General features: G+C 61.4%; 4 protein-coding genes. All 4 read right to left on the bottom strand.

Annotated elements, in window-relative coordinates; genetic code table 11:
* Positions 1-78 precede the first annotated feature (78 nt).
* The 4 genes from DD597_RS18120 to DD597_RS18105 all read right to left on the bottom strand — a co-directional run bounded on the left by DD597_RS18120 (position 79) and on the right by DD597_RS18105 (position 16,357).
* On the bottom strand, positions 79-1,278 hold the full coding sequence (locus DD597_RS18120; RefSeq protein ID WP_032609982.1) for an HlyD family efflux transporter periplasmic adaptor subunit: 1,200 nt from the start codon (positions 1,276-1,278) through the stop codon (positions 79-81).
* Positions 1,259-3,451, bottom strand: coding sequence for a type I secretion system permease/ATPase (locus tag DD597_RS18115; RefSeq protein ID WP_129256486.1), 2,193 nt, complete (start codon positions 3,449-3,451; stop codon positions 1,259-1,261). Before DD597_RS18115 ends, DD597_RS18120 begins: the two co-directional genes overlap by 20 nt.
* Entirely contained in the window at positions 3,448-4,851 is a 1,404-nt protein-coding gene (locus tag DD597_RS18110; protein ID WP_023295304.1) for a TolC family outer membrane protein, read from the bottom strand. Before DD597_RS18110 ends, DD597_RS18115 begins: the two co-directional genes overlap by 4 nt.
* 82 nt (positions 4,852-4,933) lie before the next feature.
* Positions 4,934-16,357 (bottom strand): BapA/Bap/LapF family large adhesin, encoded by an 11,424-nt coding sequence (locus DD597_RS18105; RefSeq protein WP_129256485.1) that lies wholly within the window; start codon positions 16,355-16,357, stop codon positions 4,934-4,936.
* Positions 16,358-16,886 lie beyond the last annotated feature (529 nt).

The raw sequence follows: 16,886 nt of genomic DNA, 5'->3' as shown, positions 1-16,886 counted from the left end.
AATGCCCGGCGGCGCTGCGCTTGCGCGGGCCTGCGAGAATGTAGGCCGGGTAAGGCGCAGCCGCCACCCGGCGTTTGACTACCGCTCCCTCAGCGCCTCCTTCGCCCGGTTAAACGGTTTGATCATATAATCCAGCACCGTTTTCTCTCCGGTCTTAATATCCACCGTCGCTATCATCCCCGGCACGATCGAGAAGTGCCTGCCCGCCTTATTCACCAGATAATCCTGGCTGGTACGGATAAATACCCGGTAATAGAACACCTCCGGCTTCGCTTCGTCCTGAATGGTGTCCGGCGAAATGGTCTCCACCACCCCGTGCAGCCCACCGTAAATCGCGTAATCGTAGGCAGTGATTTTCACCAGCGCCTCCTGATTAGGGTGGATAAAGGCGATATCCCGCGGCGAGAGGCGGGTTTCAATCAGCAGGTGATCGTCCACCGGCACAATCTCCATTAACTCGCCGTTGGGCGGTATGACGCCGCCGATGGTGGTCACCTTGATGTTTTTCACGATCCCGCGCACCGGAGACTTCACCGTCAGGCGGGTAACGGAATCCTCGCGGCCTTTCAGGATCGCTGACACCATATCCACCTCGGCGTTGGCCTTCGACAGCGCTTCACGGGCCTGCACGTAATACTGGGAACGGACGTCGGTGAGCTTCAGCTCCAGGTCGCTTTTCTGCCGTTGCAGGCGCAGCACTTCCACGTGGCTGGCGGCCCCGGTTTTCACCAGCCGCTGGGTGATCGCCAGCTCTTTATTGGCGAGCGCCAGGGCGGAGCGCAGCTCACGCTGCGTGTCCTCCAGCTGCGCGCGCCGCGAGTTGTAGAGCCGCGTTTCGGCGGCGGTCAGGTCGGTCCATTTCGCCAGGGACGGCGGGAATTTGAGCGGCAGATCGTTCACCTCGGCATACAGACGCGCGCTGGAGGCCAGCGACGCGCGGTAACGCGCCGCGCTTTCGCCGACGTTAGATTCCGAGCGGGTAGGATCCAGCCGCGCCAGCACCTGTCCGGCCTGCACCTGATCCCCTTCGTGCACGTTCAGCTCGGTGAGGATCCCCCCATCCAGCGACTGCAACACCTGCTCGCGTGAGCTGGGGATCACTTTTCCGGTGCCGGTTGAGACTTCGTCCAGCACGCCGAACCACGCCCAGACGCCGAGCACCACAAACATCACCAGGGAGAAGAAAACAATGCGCCGGGCGCCGGTATAACCGCTTTCGGAGTCGAGCGCGTTATCCAGATCTTCTACTGCGGCAACGTCACGCTGACTGATTTTCATTTTTCCACTCCCGTCCGGTTGCCTGCTGCTGTTGCTGCATACGGCTGTTGTTCAGCGCCTGGGCTTTTGGCGCGTCCATCACCAGCATGCCATCTTTGAGTACCACCACGCGCTCCACCAGCTCCAGCACCGGCACGCGGTGGGTCGCGACAACCAGCGTGCGGTTGCCGAGCCACGCCCCGAGACGTTGAATAAATTCCCGCTCGGTATGTTCATCAAGGGAGGCGGTCGGTTCATCCATCAGCACGATATTCGGGTCGCGCAGCAGCATCCGCGCCAGCAGAATAGACTGCCGCTGCCCGCCGGACAGCCCGACGCCGTTCTCCATAATCGGGTAATCCAGCCCCTTTGGCAGCTTCTGCACAAAGCTGGCCGCGCCGCACATCTCCAGCACCTCGAAGATCTCTTTATCGGTGGCGCGCGGCATGCCGAGCGTGATGTTCTCGCGCAGGGTGCCATAAAACAGCCGGGCGTTTTGGGTCATAAAGCCGACGTTTCTCCGCACGTCAGCCACGTCCAGATGCGGCAGGCTGAGGTTGTCGAGCCGCAGTTCACCACCCGCCAGATCCATCCCGCCCGCCATCGCCTGCAACAGGGTTGATTTGCCCGCGCCGTTGCGCCCGAGGATCGCCACTTTTTCGCCCGCTTTGATCTCCAGGCGGTTAATGCGCAGCGCCATGCGGGGATCTTCCGGGTGATAGCGGAACTGCGCCTGCTCGAAAAGATAGTGGCCGCGCAGCACGTCCTGGCGGATCGGCGTCTCTTCGCGCTGGTTCTCGGTCGGCAGCTGCATAATGCTGTCCAGCCCCTCTTTGGCCGCCTTCACCTGCTGCCAGCGGGCCAGCACGCCGCATAGCGTCGCCATCGGGGCGATCATCCGTGAGGCGAGCATCGAGGCGGCCACCACCGAACCGGTGGTTAAGGTGCCGTCGATCACCATCGGCGCGCCCACCACGATCACCCCGGCATAGACCAGGCTCTGAATAGTCATCCCCCAGCTGATCAGGTTCTGCGTCAGTTCGCGGGTGCGCAGGCCGGATTCGGCGGTGATCTGGATATAGCTGTTCCACTGCTGCAAAAAGCGGTTCTCTGCCTGCATCAGCTTGATGTCCTCCAGCCCCTGCACGCTTTCCACCAGCACCGCGTTGCGCAGGGTTGATTCATGCGCCGACTGCTTCGCCAGCTCCGCCAGCTTCTTTTGCAGCAGCAGGCCAGGCAGGACCATGATCACCGCCGCTACCGGAGCGATCCACGCCAGCTGCGGGGCGATGATCGCCAGCACAATCACAAACAGGATAAAAAACGGCAGATCGACGATGGTGGAGATGGTGGAGGAGGTGACCATCTCGCGGATCTGCTCCAGCTCGCGCAGCTGGGAGATAAAGCTGCCGGTGGATCGCGGAATGGCGCTGTGGCGCAGCCGCAGCGCGTGGCCGAACACCCGATCCGAGACGCGCAGATCCGAGCGTTTGCCCAGCAGATCCATAATGTGTCCGCGCGCCACGCGCAGCACAAAGCCAAACAGCGTGGCGATCAGCACCCCGATAGTCAGCACATAGAGCGTCGGATAGGACTGGGCGGGGATCACCCGGTCATACACCTGCATGGAAAAGACGATGCCCGAGAGGGAGAGCACGTTAATGAACAGTGCAGCCAGCATCACCCAGCTGTAAGGGCGAAGGTCGCGCATCACCAGCCGGTAGAGCCAGTCCGGGCGGTATTTTGATATATAGGCATCCACGCGGCTGTCCTTCAGCGCCGCCAGCGGACGCAGGGCGATGACGTGGCGGATGGCAGGCAGCATCGCGCTCATCGACAGGCGGTTGGTGTGCGTGCTGTCGTCGAAAAAGCTGACCTCAAGCGTATCCTCGCCGTCGAAATTGTCGATGACGCCGATTTTACCGTCGTTCAGCTCCACCACCACCGGCAGACGCCAGCTGTTGATAGCGTGCTGATTGGCCGTCAGCAACTGGAATGTCAGCCCGGCTTCACGGGCGAGCTGCGTCAGCGCGGGCACCATCGGTTTGCCTTTCAGCCACGGTGCGCCTGCGACGAGCGAGCCTGGCGAGCAGGCAACGCGATAGCGCGTCGCCACGTAGCCAAACGCCTGCGCCCACTGCTCCAGCGCCTCATCCGTCATGTTTTCACCCTGCGGGATATCGCGTTGCTTCATGGCTGGATCTCCACGGTCTGGATGGTGCGGTTTTCAAGATCGAACGCGTGACGCAGGCGCCCGGTGTTGTACAGACAGTTGAGCTGAAGCTGATGCAGCTGTCCGGCGGTTTGCTGTTGGGTAAAGCGCGCCTGATACACCTCCTGCTCGGCGTTGAGCACGTCGAGTAGCGGGCGGGAACCAAGATCGAGATACTGCTGCTGATACAGCTCGCGGGTGCGGGCGCTGAGCGCTTCCTGACGGCCCTGGATCTGAAGCGTGCTCATCAGGCTCATCACCTGGCTGCGCGCTTCCAGCAGTTTTTGCCGCACCTCAAGACGGGTGCGCTGGATGGTGGACTGGGCGGATTCCACCGCGTGTCCGGCGGCGTTACGCCGGGCGGTGAGGCCGCCACCCTGATAGAGCGGCATTTGCACTTTAACCCACGCGGAGTACTGGGTGCGGTCCCGCGTTTCGTTGCCCGCGTAGCGGTCGTTCAGGTAGTGACGAACTTCCGGCTCCAGAGAAACGGTAGGGGTCATTTGCGCGTTGGCATAATCGAGATTAGCCTGCGCGACGTTGGCCTGCGCCCAGGCCGCTAATACCGAGGGCACCAGACGATCGTCCGGCTCGGCGATGTCGCAGCTGCGGGCCAGGCTTTGCGGAAAGTCATTGCTGACCGCGTTCAGGCTGTCCCAGCCCAGCAAGCTCATCAGCGTGGCGCGCGAGCTGTCGAGGCTCGCCTGATACTGCATCAGCTGCGCACGCGCCCCTTCGATACGGGCATCGGTCTGGACCACGTCAGAGAGTGACGTTGCGCCTTCATCATTACGTTGTTTCGTCAGGGTGCCGATGGAGGACAGGGCATCCAGCTGTTCTTTGGCGGTCTCGACCATCTGCTGCCAGGTCTGCACCTGCACCATGGCGATGGCGGTATCGTGGGCGATGGTGTCGATGCTCACCAGCACGTTGGCCTGCTGCTGGGCGACGCCCGCGTTTTCGGCGCGCACCTGGCTTGCGACTTTGCCGAAGTCGTACAGCATTTGCGAAAGAGAAAGCACCAGCGAGGGGGTAAAGCCATTATCGTCGCCGTCGTGGCTATAGCCGTTATCCATGCCAGCGTTAATTTGCGGATAATATTTCGATTTAGCGACGTCCACATTTTCGCTCTGCTGATAAAGTTTGCCGACGGCTTCACTGATGGCCGGATGCCAGGTCACGGCGCGGTTAACCGCTTCATTCAGCTGTAGCGTGCCGGGGGCGGCTTTGCTGGCTACGGGCGCCACGCGGCCATTTAAAGAGGGGAGTTCCTGCGTTTCGCTTAATTGTCCGGTATTAATCATCGCCGCAGGGTTTGCCGCGATAGCGGGCACAGATATCAGGCAGCACGAGAGCCACCAGTAAGGCATCTTCTTTCCCATGTCTTGTCCCTAATAAAAAAGTACTGCTTTTTTGTTTATGCCCGGGCGCTGCGCGCGCCCGGGTCATTTCTTGCAGGTGCTATCAGGTAATGATGTGTTGCTGGTTTACAAGCTCGTCGTAGGTGGTCTGAACATTGTCCAGCGTAACGAGTGTAGATTTAGTGTAGGCGGCTCCCGTGCCGTCACGGTCGATGGAGATCACAGTATTGTTACCGCTTTGTGAAACAGAGACATAGTTCCCCAGCGTCGACGCGCTACCGTTCCACCCCACCAGCAGATCGCCAATGTCGATCTTGTCTCCCTGCGTGAGGGAGAAGTTCGTCCAGTGGTCGCCCGTGCTGTTACCTGCGGTGGCGTTACCCGCCGTGTTGTTCAACACCTGATAAATCAACGTGTCGCCGTAGGCCGTACCGCTAATCACATCGTTATGCTCCGAACTGACAAATTTCGGCGCCATGTCAATGGTCAGCGACGCGGTATCTTTAACACCGTTGGCATCGGTCAGTGTGTAGTTAAAGACCTCCTTGCTGGTAATGGTAGAGAGCGAAATACCCGGGTTGAGGGTGTAGGTGTAACTGCCGTCAGCGGCAATCGCCAGCGTCCCGTAGTGGCCCGTGATGTTTGACATCGTGCTGCCGGTGTACGGATCCAGCGTAGTGGTAACGCCGTCGTAGCCGGTAATGCTCACGCGGGTATCAACCGAGTGGAGCTGGTCCATCGCCCCTGCGGAGTCGGTGCCGTCGAAGATATTGCCGTCAACGGTGTGGGTACCCGTCGCGTCGAACTGCGACAGCGAGTAGCTGGTGCCGGTCACGCTTGGGGTGATGGTGATATTTCCTACCCCCAATGGCCCCATTTTGCCCGTATAGCTCAGCGTATAGGTTCCCGCCTCCAGATCGAGACCCGTCAGGTTGATGGTCGCCGTGCCGCCCAGCAGTAACCCACCGTTAAACGAGCCGGTTCTGACGGTGGTTGCGCCGTTGGACAGCGTCCAGTCCACCGTTAACCCGGTAAGCGTCAGCAGCGAGGCGACGTTAAACGACAGAACCACGTTATGCAGCGCGGTATTAGGATCCACCACGAAGGTCCCGCTCCCGCTGCCCTGGGTTGAGGCAAGCAGCGCAGCGTTCCAGCTCGCCGACCCGACCGTCGTATCGGAATAGGCGGCCGTATGGTGAACCGACGTGACGTCCATCGCGGTGCTGACATCGTTTACCGCATCCATTGGGCGCGCGGTTGGGGTGATGTTCAACGATGCCGTGTCTTTCGAGCCGTCAGGCGCGGTGATGGTGTAAACGAAGGTATCCGGCGTGCTGATATGGTCCGCGCCGACCCCGCTGTTCAGGGTGTAGGTGTACTCTCCGGCCGCGTTGATCCGCAGCGTACCGTACTCGCCGGTGATCTCCGTCAGACCGCTGCTGTTCACCGCCACGCCGTTAACGTCGGAGACTACGGTACCCGCTGGCGCAATATCATCCGCCAGCACATCGCCGGTGGTGCTCTCGCTCACGCTTGCCACGCTGTAGACATGATCCTGCAAGACGTTCAGCGTGTAGGCCGTCAGCGCGGTGATCCCCGCCGCCGTATTGAGCAGGAACAGGTACTCGCCAGCGGGCAGGTTCAATGTCAGCTGCGGGGAGGTGCCGCCCAGCAGCGGCGCGCGCAGCCAGCCGGGTTCAACGCGCATCTGCTCGAAGGTCTGTGTCGCATTGTTGAACTTATAGATGTAAAGGTCGAACACCGAGGCCAGCGCGACGCCGCCCACGGACGCCTGAACGGTCATGGTGCGGGTGGTGCCTTCTTCCACGTTATAGATGATCGGGTTGGCCAGATCGTCCAGCAGGTTCAGCCCCAGCGTATTGCCAAGGTTGATCCCCACCAGGGTAAAGCCGCCCTGCGACGAGGTGCCGTTGTTGATCGCCTCCACGGTGGTATCGAAGGTCAGCGAGGCGGTATCGTCCACGGCCACGATACCGCTGCTGCTGGTGCCTTCGCCCAGCGACAGCACCAGATTTGCCGAGGCGCTGGTGCCGTTGTGGGTGATGGTGTAGGTAAAGTTCTCCGTGCGGCCAATGACGGCGGCGCTGGTGTTGGTCAGGTTATAGGTATAGCTGCCGTCCAGGTTGATGGTCAGCGTGCCGTACTGCCCCTGAATCACTGTGCCGTCAGCCGTAACGCTGGTGGTGGTGCCCTGGGCGTTGGTGACCGCAGTGACGGTGGTGCCCGCCGGGGCGTTGTCGCTGCCTGCGGTTGGATCCACGTCGGTGATGACGTTACCGACAATGTTGGTTTCGCCGGACACGGTGCCTGCGCTGGTCTCTTTCACCGCCACATCGAGGCTGGTGTAAGAACCGGTTGCCAGCAGGTTAGTGTTGTAGCTCAGGACGCGATACTGACCATCCGCCAGACCGGTCAGGTTCAGCGACACCCCCGTCGCGCCGAGGGTCAGCAGGTCAGCGAACTGCGGCTGTCCGGTATCGACCACGGTGGTCCAGGTGTTGTTGGCGGCGTCAAAGCGCTGTACCACCAGCTCAAGGGTATTGAGCAGGGAAAGAACGGCACCCGTGGCGTTGGCGTTCACGGCAATATCCGCACTGCCGCCGTTGCCGACGGTGAAACCTACCTGCGCGGTGTCGTTGCCGAGCAGCGTCAGCACGTTACCTACGGCACCCACCAGCAGGAAACCATAGTCGCTGTACTGCGAGTTGGTCACCGTTGCGGTGGTCGTCAGCGCCAGCTCTTCAACGTTGGTGCTGGCAGAGAGCGGCACCACCGGCGCAAGGGCTGAGCCGGGCAGCGAGACGTTCCCTGCCGCATCGGTGGCGGTGATTTGCAGCGTCTGGCCTTCCGTCTGTTTATTGAGGAAGGTGTAGCTCCAGGATCCGTTGCTGTCTGCCGTGGCGGTGACCGTTGAATTGTCCGCCAGACGGATGGTGACGGTGCTGCCCGCTTCGGCGCTACCGGTCAGTACGCTGCCGTCTGCGTTGAAGGTCCCGGTTGGAGCCGTTGGCGCAGTGAGATCGACAATGACGGTGGTCGACGTGGAAATCGGGCTGGTGCCCGAGCCGTTGCTCGCCGTGGCGGTGAAGGCATGTGGCCCTTCGCTCAGCACCGGCGTGGTGAAGCTCCAGTTGCCGCTGGCATTCGCGGTGACCGTGCCCATCAGCACCCCGTTGTTATAGAGGGTGATGGTCGCGTTCGGCTGCGCCGTGCCGCTCAGGGTTGGCGTGGTGTCATCGGTGGTTTTCCCGTTGGTCAGGTTGCCCGTCACCGTGCCGACGTTATCGTCGATGTTAGCGATAACCGGCGCGTTCGGGATCGTGGTGATCGGGGCAATCACGGAGGTGGTGATACCCGCGTTACCGGCCTTATCGGTAGCAAAGACAATCAGTGACTCCCCGCCGGTCTGTGGAGGGGTGAGGGTGGCGCTGAAGTTTCCGCTGCCGTCCGCAACGGCTGTGCCAAGCACGGTTCCGGTGCTGCTGGTGATGGTGACGGTACTTCCCGCTTCCGCCGTACCGGTAACCTGCGTCCCGTTGGTGATCACCGCCAGCCCGGTTGGGGCTGCTGGCGGCGTCAGGTCAACGTTGATCGTGATAATCGGCGATGGCGCGCTGGTATTGCCCGCGGCATCGGTGGCGGTGGCGGTGAAGCTATGCGCGCCTTCGATCAGCGTGGTGCTGGTTTGCGGCAGCGTCCAGTTGCCGTTGGCATCGGCAGTGACGGTTCCCACCAGCGTCGTGCCGTCGTAAATACGTACGGTGGCATTGGCTTCCGCCGTACCGTTTAAGGTCGGACGGGTGTCGTTGGTTGGGTTGGTGCCGGTGACAGGGCCGGTGACGGTTCCCACATCATCCACAATCGAGGTGATTACCGGTGCGACAGGGGCGGTGGCATCCACATTGATGGTGTAACCCCCGGTCTGTGCGCTGGCGTTGCCCACGGCGTCGGTGGCGGAGAAGGTCAGATTATGCGGCCCGTCAGCCAGCGGGGTGGACGGCGTAAAGCTCCACGCGCCGCCGGTGGCGACCGCGGTGCCAATCTGTACCCCATTGTCGTAGATGGTTACCGTCGCGCCGGCTTCTGCCGTACCGGTGAGCGTTGGTCGTGCATCGTTGGTTAACCCGCCGTTGGCGACAGGCGTCGCAGCATTACCGACGTCGTCGGTGACACTGGTCAGCACCGGTAGCGCTGGCGGCGTGGTGTCAATGATCAGGCTGAAGTCGGCGGACGGCGCGCCGGTGTTACCCGCCTGATCCGTTGCTTCTGCGGTAAAGGTGTGTGACCCGGTGCCCAGCGGCACGGTGATATCGACGGTCCAGTTGCCGTTAGCATCGGCAGTACCGGTGCCCACCAGCGTAGTGCCCTCGTAGATATTCACGGTGGCCAGCGGCTCGCTGGTCCCCACCAGCCGCGGGAGAGGATCGTTCGTGGTCTGGCCGGAGCCAATCGCCCCGGTGATGGTGCCAACATCGTCTATCGCCTGGGTGATAACCGGCGCGGCAGGCACAGTTGTATCCACAACCAGCGTAAAGCCCGGTGAGGCAGGACTGATGTTGCCCGCGGCATCGGTTGCCGTGGCGGTCCAGGTGTGGCTGCCGTTTGCCAGCGTGCCGGTGGTGAAGCTCCATACGCCGTTGGCATCCGCCACGGCGGTGCCCACCTGCTGACCATTCTCATAGATGGTGATGGTCGCGTTGGCTGCCGCGGTGCCGTTCAGCGTTGGCGTGGTGTCGTCTGTGCTTTGTCCCGAGGCGACCGGGCCCAGCACGGGACCGGCATTGTCGGTGGCGGGGGTAAAGACCGGTGCTTCGGGCACCGACGTATCCACCGTCAGGTTGAACGGTGGCGAGGTGACCCCGGTATTGCCTGCGGCATCGGTGGCGTTAAAGGTAATGGTATGCGGCCCTTCACCCAGCGCGGTGGTCGGCGTGAAGGTCCAGTTACCCTGGGCGTTGACGACCGCCGTGCCGATTTCCACATCATCGACAATAACGTGCACCGTTGCGCCCACTTCCCCCGTACCGTTGAAGGTTGGACGGGTGTCGTTGGTGGAACCGTTGCTGGCGATGATTCCCGTTCCCGGGCTGACATCGTCTATCACCGTGGTGACCACCGGGGCCGCAGGGCCAGTGGTATCCACCGTAAAGGCGAACACTGGCGAGTTGGCGGAGACGTTTCCAACATCATCGCTGGCGTTTACGCGCAGGTTATACGTCCTGTCCGTCAGGACCGGATCCGGCGTAAAGGTCCAGTTACCGTTGCCGTCGACCGTAGTGGTACCAATCTCCACGCCGTTATTCAGAACGTGAATAGTGGTGCCCGCCTGGCCGGTGCCGCTCAGGGTTGGCGTGGTGTCATTGGTCACCTGCCCGGCGGTAAGCGGGCCGGTTACACCACCCGGGGCGTTGTCGCTGACCGTAACGATCGTCGGCACCTGTGGCGCAGTAAGATCGATTTCGACGCTCCAGGCGTTGGACGGCTGGCTGACGTTGCCCTGCGGATCCGTGGCTCTGACGGTAAAGTCATGCGTCCCTTCGCCGAGGGCGGTTTCAGGAGTAAATGTCCAGACGCCGGTACCGTCTGCTGCCACGGTACCAATCTGCGTGGTGCCATCAAAAATGGCGACGACGCTGTTCGGCTCAGCGGTACCGGTCAGGGTTGGCGTGGTGTCGTTGGTTGGATCGCCGCTTGGAACAGGCGTTGCCGCATTGCCTGCGTTATCCGTCACGCTGGTAATCACCGGCGTGGTGGAGACGGTGTCGACCACAATGGTGATCCCGGCCGACGGGGTGCTCTCATTGCCTGCCGGATCGGTGGCGGTCACGGTCAGGGTGTGGCTGCCGTCGTCCAGCGCAGGCGGCGTGTAGCTCCAGGTGCCAGTCGGACCGACAATAACGGTGCCCAGCGGGTCGCCGTCATCGTACACCGTAATGGTGTCCCCGGCCGTGCCTGTCCCGGTCAGGGTAGGACGGTTGTCGTTGGTGCTCTGCCCGTCGGCGATTGGCCCGGTGATCGGACCTACGTCATCGGTCACCGCACCGATGGCTGGCGCTGTCGGGGCGGTAAGGTCGACGGTGACGGTCGCGACAGGCGACTGCCCGCTGGTCGCGCCGGTGGTAGTGTTTGTAGCGGTCACGGCGAAGGTGTGTGGCCCTTCCGTCAGCGGCAACAGCGGCGTGTAGCTCCAGTTGCCGTTGGTATCCGCAACGACAGTGGTCACCGGAACCAGCACCCCATCCTGATAAATGGCGATCACGCTGCCCGGATCGGCGGTGCCGGTAAGGGTAGGCGTGATGTCATTGGTGGTTTTATCTTTCACATCGCCCGTGACGGGATCGACGTCATCGTTGATCGCCGTAATCACCGGCACCGCAGGCAGATCGAGCGGGGAGTCCGGCACGTCAAAGGTGGTTGACGGGCTGGCATTGCCTGCGGGGTCCGTGGCGATCAGCGTCAGCGTCGCGGCATCCAACTGGGCCGGGGAGAGGGCAATGGAGAAGGAGCCTCCCGTCGCGACCCCGGTCCCGATGATATTGCCGTTGGCGTCACGAACCGTCACCGTGGTTCCGTCATCCGCCGTCCCGGTCAGCGGGGTGCCCTCCGCGGCAATGGTCATATTCGTTGGCGTTGCAGGCGGCAGGGTATCCACCGTCACGCTGAGATCGCCGGAGCTGGCGGAGGTATTCCCCGCCGCGTCACTCGCGACCACTGAGAAGGTATGCGGCCCCTCGGTGAGCGCAGGGTCGGCGGTCCAGGACCATGTCCCGTTCGGCTGAACCTCCACGACCACCGGCGAGGCGACACCATCAACGGAGACGGTGACGCTCGAACCCGGCTCGCCAATCCCGGTGAGGGTTGGCGTACCGTCGCGGGTGTAAAGCACGCTGTTGGTCAGCTGGCTGTCAGAGACGGCGTCAATTTGCGGCACGGTTGGCGCCTGCGTATCAACCTCCACCGTAAAGACCGGACTTACCGGGCTAACGTTACCGGCATCGTCCACCGCGGCGACGGTGATATTCAGCGGGCCGTCGGTTTGTGTCGGCAGGGTATAGGACCATTCATTATTGACGACCTCTACGCGCGCGACTTCCACGCCGTTGTTGTAGATGATCACCGTCTCGCCGGTGGTGCCGGTTCCGCCGATGCCTGGCGTAGTGTCGTTGGTAGACTCGCCATTCTGCACGCCACCAATGGCACTGATAACCGGAGTATCCGGGGCGAGGGTATCGACCGTTATCGTGATACCGGCTGATGGCACAGATTCATTCCCGGCTTCATCGGTGGCGGTCGCCGTGTATTCGTGCGTCCCTTCGCCAATGTTGCTCTCAGGACGCCAGCTCCAGTTACCGTTACCGTCCACCGTAACGCTGCCCACGGCCTGCGGCTCGCCTGTACCCACCTGGTCATAGATGGTAATGACGTCATTCGGCGTACCGGTGCCACTCAGGACCGGACGCGGATCGTTGGTGGATTCGCCATCCAGCACGGGTCCGGTGATCTGGCTTACGCTGTCTGTCACCGTTGGGGTTCCCGGTTGGGCAGGCGCGTCAGTATCAATGGTAATGGTCACCGGCGTGGACGGCGCGCTTTCGTTCCCGGCGCTGTCCTGGTTAGTGACCGTCAGGGAGAGATCGTAGGTGCCGTCAGGGAGCGGATCATCCGGCGTCCAGCTCCAGTTACCGTCGCCATCGATCTCGGCTTCACCAATTTTAGTAGCGCCATCGTAAATGTTCACGATATCCCCCGGCGTGCCCGAGCCGCTCAGGGTTGGCGTGGTATCCCGGGTGGTCTCCCCTGGATTCAGGGCCGTCCCCGGCGTGCCGCCGTCCGGGTTGACGGTGATCTCAGGAATATCCGGCGTTGCAGGCGCGGTCGTGTCGATCGCCAGTTCAAACGGCGGCGAAATGGTGGTGTTACCCGCCTCATCCGTTGCGTGGACCGTCAGCGAGTGCGGGCCGTCCGTCAGCGGCGTGGTTGGCGTAAAGCTCCAGCCGCCGCTGCCGTCGAGCACCGCCGTGCCGAGCAGGGTGGTTCCGTCATAGATCGTGATGGTGGTGCCGTCCGGTGCGGTTCCCTGCAACTGCGGCAGCGTGTCGTCGGTGGTGTCCCCGCTGTTAAGCGGAAGCTGCACGGGCCCCACGTTATCGGAGACGGTGTCAATGGTGGCCGCTGGTGGCGGGGTGGTATCGACGGTAAGGGTAAAGCCGGCTGATGGTGCGCTGGCGTTACCGGCCGCATCGCTCGCGACGACGGTGAACGTATGCTGCCCGTTCACTAATGGGGTAGCAGGTGTGAATGTCCATGCGCCACCGCTGTTAACAACGGCAGTACCAATATCCTGTCCGTCCAGGCGGATCGTCACGGTGGAGCCCGGCTCACCGGTACCGTTCAGCGTCGGGAGCGTGTCGTTGGTAGTTTCATTGGTGTCGAGCGCACCCGTGCGGCCCGGTACGTCATCAATGACCTGCGTAATGGCCGGCGCGCCCGGCGCGGCGGTATCCACCGTGATGCTCCAGGTGTTCGATGTCCCGCTGAGGTTATTATTGGCGTCAACCGCCGTCGCCGTCAGCACGTGCCCGCCGTCCGGTAGCGCGGTTTCCAGCGTGATGGACCACTGACCGTTCGCCGAAACCAGCGTGGTGCCAAGCACGGTAGTACCGCTGTAGAGGGTAATGGTGGTGCCAGGCTCGCCCGTTCCGTTGATGGTTGGCGTGTTGTCGTTGGTGAGACCGTTCTGGCTGACAGGACCGGTGACGCCTGGGGCATCATCCACCACGCCCGTGATGACCGGGGTTTGTGCCGCGGTGATGTCCGGCGCGTCAAACGGCGCGGTCGGGCCGGTGTTTCCGGCGGTATCGGTGGCATCGGCGGTCAGGGCTTCGCCGTTGGCTTTCGGCGGGATCAGTTCAACGCTGAAATTCCCCTGATCGTCGGCGACCGTTTCCCCGACCTTCACGCCATTTTCACGGATGGTGACGGTGCTGCCCGGCTCGGCTGTACCGGTTACGGTGGTGCCGTCGGCAGAGATCACCACGTTTTCCGGCGCCAGCGGTGGGGTGCTGTCTGGCGCGTCGGCAAAGCCAGACGGGCTGGTGTTACCGCTGCCGTCGGTGGCCGTCACTTCAAGGGCTTCGCCGTTGGTCTGGGCTGGCGAAATCGGGATGGTGAAGGTGCCGTCCGGGCCGGCGGTGGCCTGGCCGATGATCGTACCGTCCGGCGCTTTAATGATAATCGTGCTGTTTGGCTCGGCGGTTCCGCTGACGCTGGCCCCGTCTTCCGCCACCACCAGGTTGCCCGGTGCGGCAGGTGGGGTGATATCCGCTGCGTTGACCAGCGCCGGTGAGCTCTGGTTGCCTGCGGCATCGGAGGCGACCACGGAGATAATCTCGCCGTTGGTCTGCGCAGGGTTCAGGTTGACGACATAGTTGCCGTTGCTGTCGGCAGTGGCGGTCCCGATTTGCAGCCCGGCATTGTTGGTGATGACGATTTTACTGCCCGGCTCGGCGGTACCGGTGATCTGGGTGCCTGCGGAGTTGAGCGTCGCAACCGGCATGTCTGGCGGCGTAAGATCGACGGTAAAGTTGATCGGCTGAGACAGACCGCTCTGGTTGCCTGCCGCATCGGTTTCCCGCAGGGTAATCGAGTGTGCGCCTTCTGCCAGTGGACTCGTCGGCGTGATGCTCCAGGTGCCGTTCGGCAGAACGGTGGTGGTGCCGATAACAACGCCGTTATCGTAAACCGTGATCGTGCTGCCCGGTTCGCCTCTGCCCGTCAGACGTGGCTCTGAGGCATCGGTAAACTGCCCGGCACCGATCGCTCCTTTCAGTACGCCCGTGTCGTCGTTAATGATAAACCCGGAAGGCGTTTGCGGCGCGGTGACATCTACCGTGACGGTAAAGACCGGCGAGGCCGGGCCAGTGTTACCGGCGACGTCGGTGGCGCGCACGGTAAGCTGGTGGCTGCCTTCGCTCAGGTTCACCGACGGCGTAAAGCTCCAGCTTCCGTTACTGCCCACAACGGCTGTGCCAATGGCAATGCCGTTATCATAGATGGTGACCGTCGAGCCCGCTTCCGCCGTGCCGGTGAGCTGTGGCCGTGGGTCGTTGGTGCTGCTTCCACTCCCGAGTGTGCCGGTGCCAGGCGCAACATCATCGGTGATGCTGACGATCGCTGGCGCGCCAGGCGCGACGGTATCGACCACGAAGCTTACCGCCGTGGACGCCGGGCTAGTATTGCCTGCGGCATCGGTCGCGGTGGTGGTAATGGCGTGGTTGCCTTCAGACAGGTTGGTCGACGGGGTAAAGCTCCATTTCCCGGTGGCATCGGCTGTGGCGGTGCCAATCGGTTTCCCGTTGTCATAGAAGGTAATGACGGTGCCGGCTTCACTGATGCCGCTGAAGGTCGGGCGGGCATCGTCCGTGCGTTGTCCGTTGCTCAGCGGGCCTGTTTCGGCGCCTACGTTATCATTGACGGTGACAATCTCCGGTACATCCGGCGCGGTTAAATCCGGTGCCGTGACCTGAACGCCCGGGCTGGTATTGCCGGACGGATCGGTGGCGGTAGCGGTGATCTGTTCCCCGTTGGTGAGCGGCGTACCCAGATCAATCGTAAATTTCCCGTCGCTACCCGCTTTGCCCGTTCCGATGGTGTTGCCATCGGCATCTTTCAGGGTAACGGTGCTGCCCGGCTCAGCGGTACCGGTGACGGTTTTGCCGTCAGGGGAGACCTCCAGATTGGCCGGGGCATCCGGTGCGGTGAGATCCGGTGCCGTGACCTGACCGCCCTGGCTGGTATTGCCGGATGGATCGGTGGCGGTGGCGGTGATCTGTTCCCCGTTGGTGAGTGGCGTACCGAGATCAATCGTAAATTTTCCGTCGCTGCCCGCCTTGCCCGTTCCGATGGTGTTGCCATCGGCATCTTTCAGGGTAATCGTGCTGCCCGGCTCAGCGGTACCGGTGACGGTTTTGCCGTCAGGTGAGACCTGTAGATTGGTGGGGGCATCCGGAGGCGTGGTATCTGGCTCGGAAGGATTTCCCGGATTGCCGGGATTCGGGCTGTTGTTATCGTCATCTCCGCCACCTCCACCGCCAGTTCCCGCCGCAATGGCAATCCCACCTGCGACGGCCAGGCCACCCAGCACCCAGGGCCACGCTGCGGCGCCGCCGGTATCACTCCCTGACGCCGCCAGTAGGGCGTCCGTGGAGGCGATGGATTCATAGGTTGCGGCACCGGTTGGATCTTCAATCCACCACAGCGCACCGTCGCTCTCCTCAAGCACCAGCTGGCTCACGCCCTGCGCGTCGGTGACGTAGAAATTCTTGAGGGTAATCACTTCGCCCGAGTTGAGGGTAATCACCAGATCGTTTCCGCTGCGGGAGTAACCTGAGATGTCGGCGCGATCCACGTTAAGTTTAACGATTGAGGAGTGATCGAGTGTTATCTGTGTCCCTTCCGTGGTCGTTTCCACGCCAGTTAATTTAGATATAACAGATATTTGGCTCATACAATTATTACTCCAGCTGAGTGATTGGTTACGGCGTGTAAAACAAAGCCATCGTTTCTGAAGAGACGAACGCGCTCCCGGCGAAAATACTGTTTAATAAACAGGATTTACCGTTACTTTCTTTAGCGCGACCGATGCCCGCCAGGATTAAAAGTGGCAACCTCAGGGCAAAGCTAATTATTTACACAGGAAATAGTTGTTTATTTATATGTTTGCGATTTATAAGCCTTATTATTTGTGCAGGTATTGATTTATTTCGTTATGAAAATGATATAGCTATAAATGTCTGAATATGCAAATTAAGTGTTCGTAAACCCAGTACGGCTATTGCAGGGGCGATTAATTGATAGCGTTAATATATTTCGTTAGCTATGAGGGCACGTGGGTAAAGGGTTTTGGCGTTAAAGGTGCAACCCTTAAAACGCTGCTGGTGGGGCGATAATAATAATTAAAATGTGCGGTAAATATTTAATTTTGGTTATGTTTAATTTCTGCTTAATAGTAATTTAAGTTAGGGTAAAATTTCTGG

Source organism: Enterobacter cloacae complex sp. 677-3DZ2D5B, from assembly GCF_004136695.1.
Taxonomy (GTDB): domain Bacteria; phylum Pseudomonadota; class Gammaproteobacteria; order Enterobacterales; family Enterobacteriaceae; genus Enterobacter; species Enterobacter hormaechei_C.
This window is presented reverse-complemented; position numbering and strand designations above follow the sequence as displayed.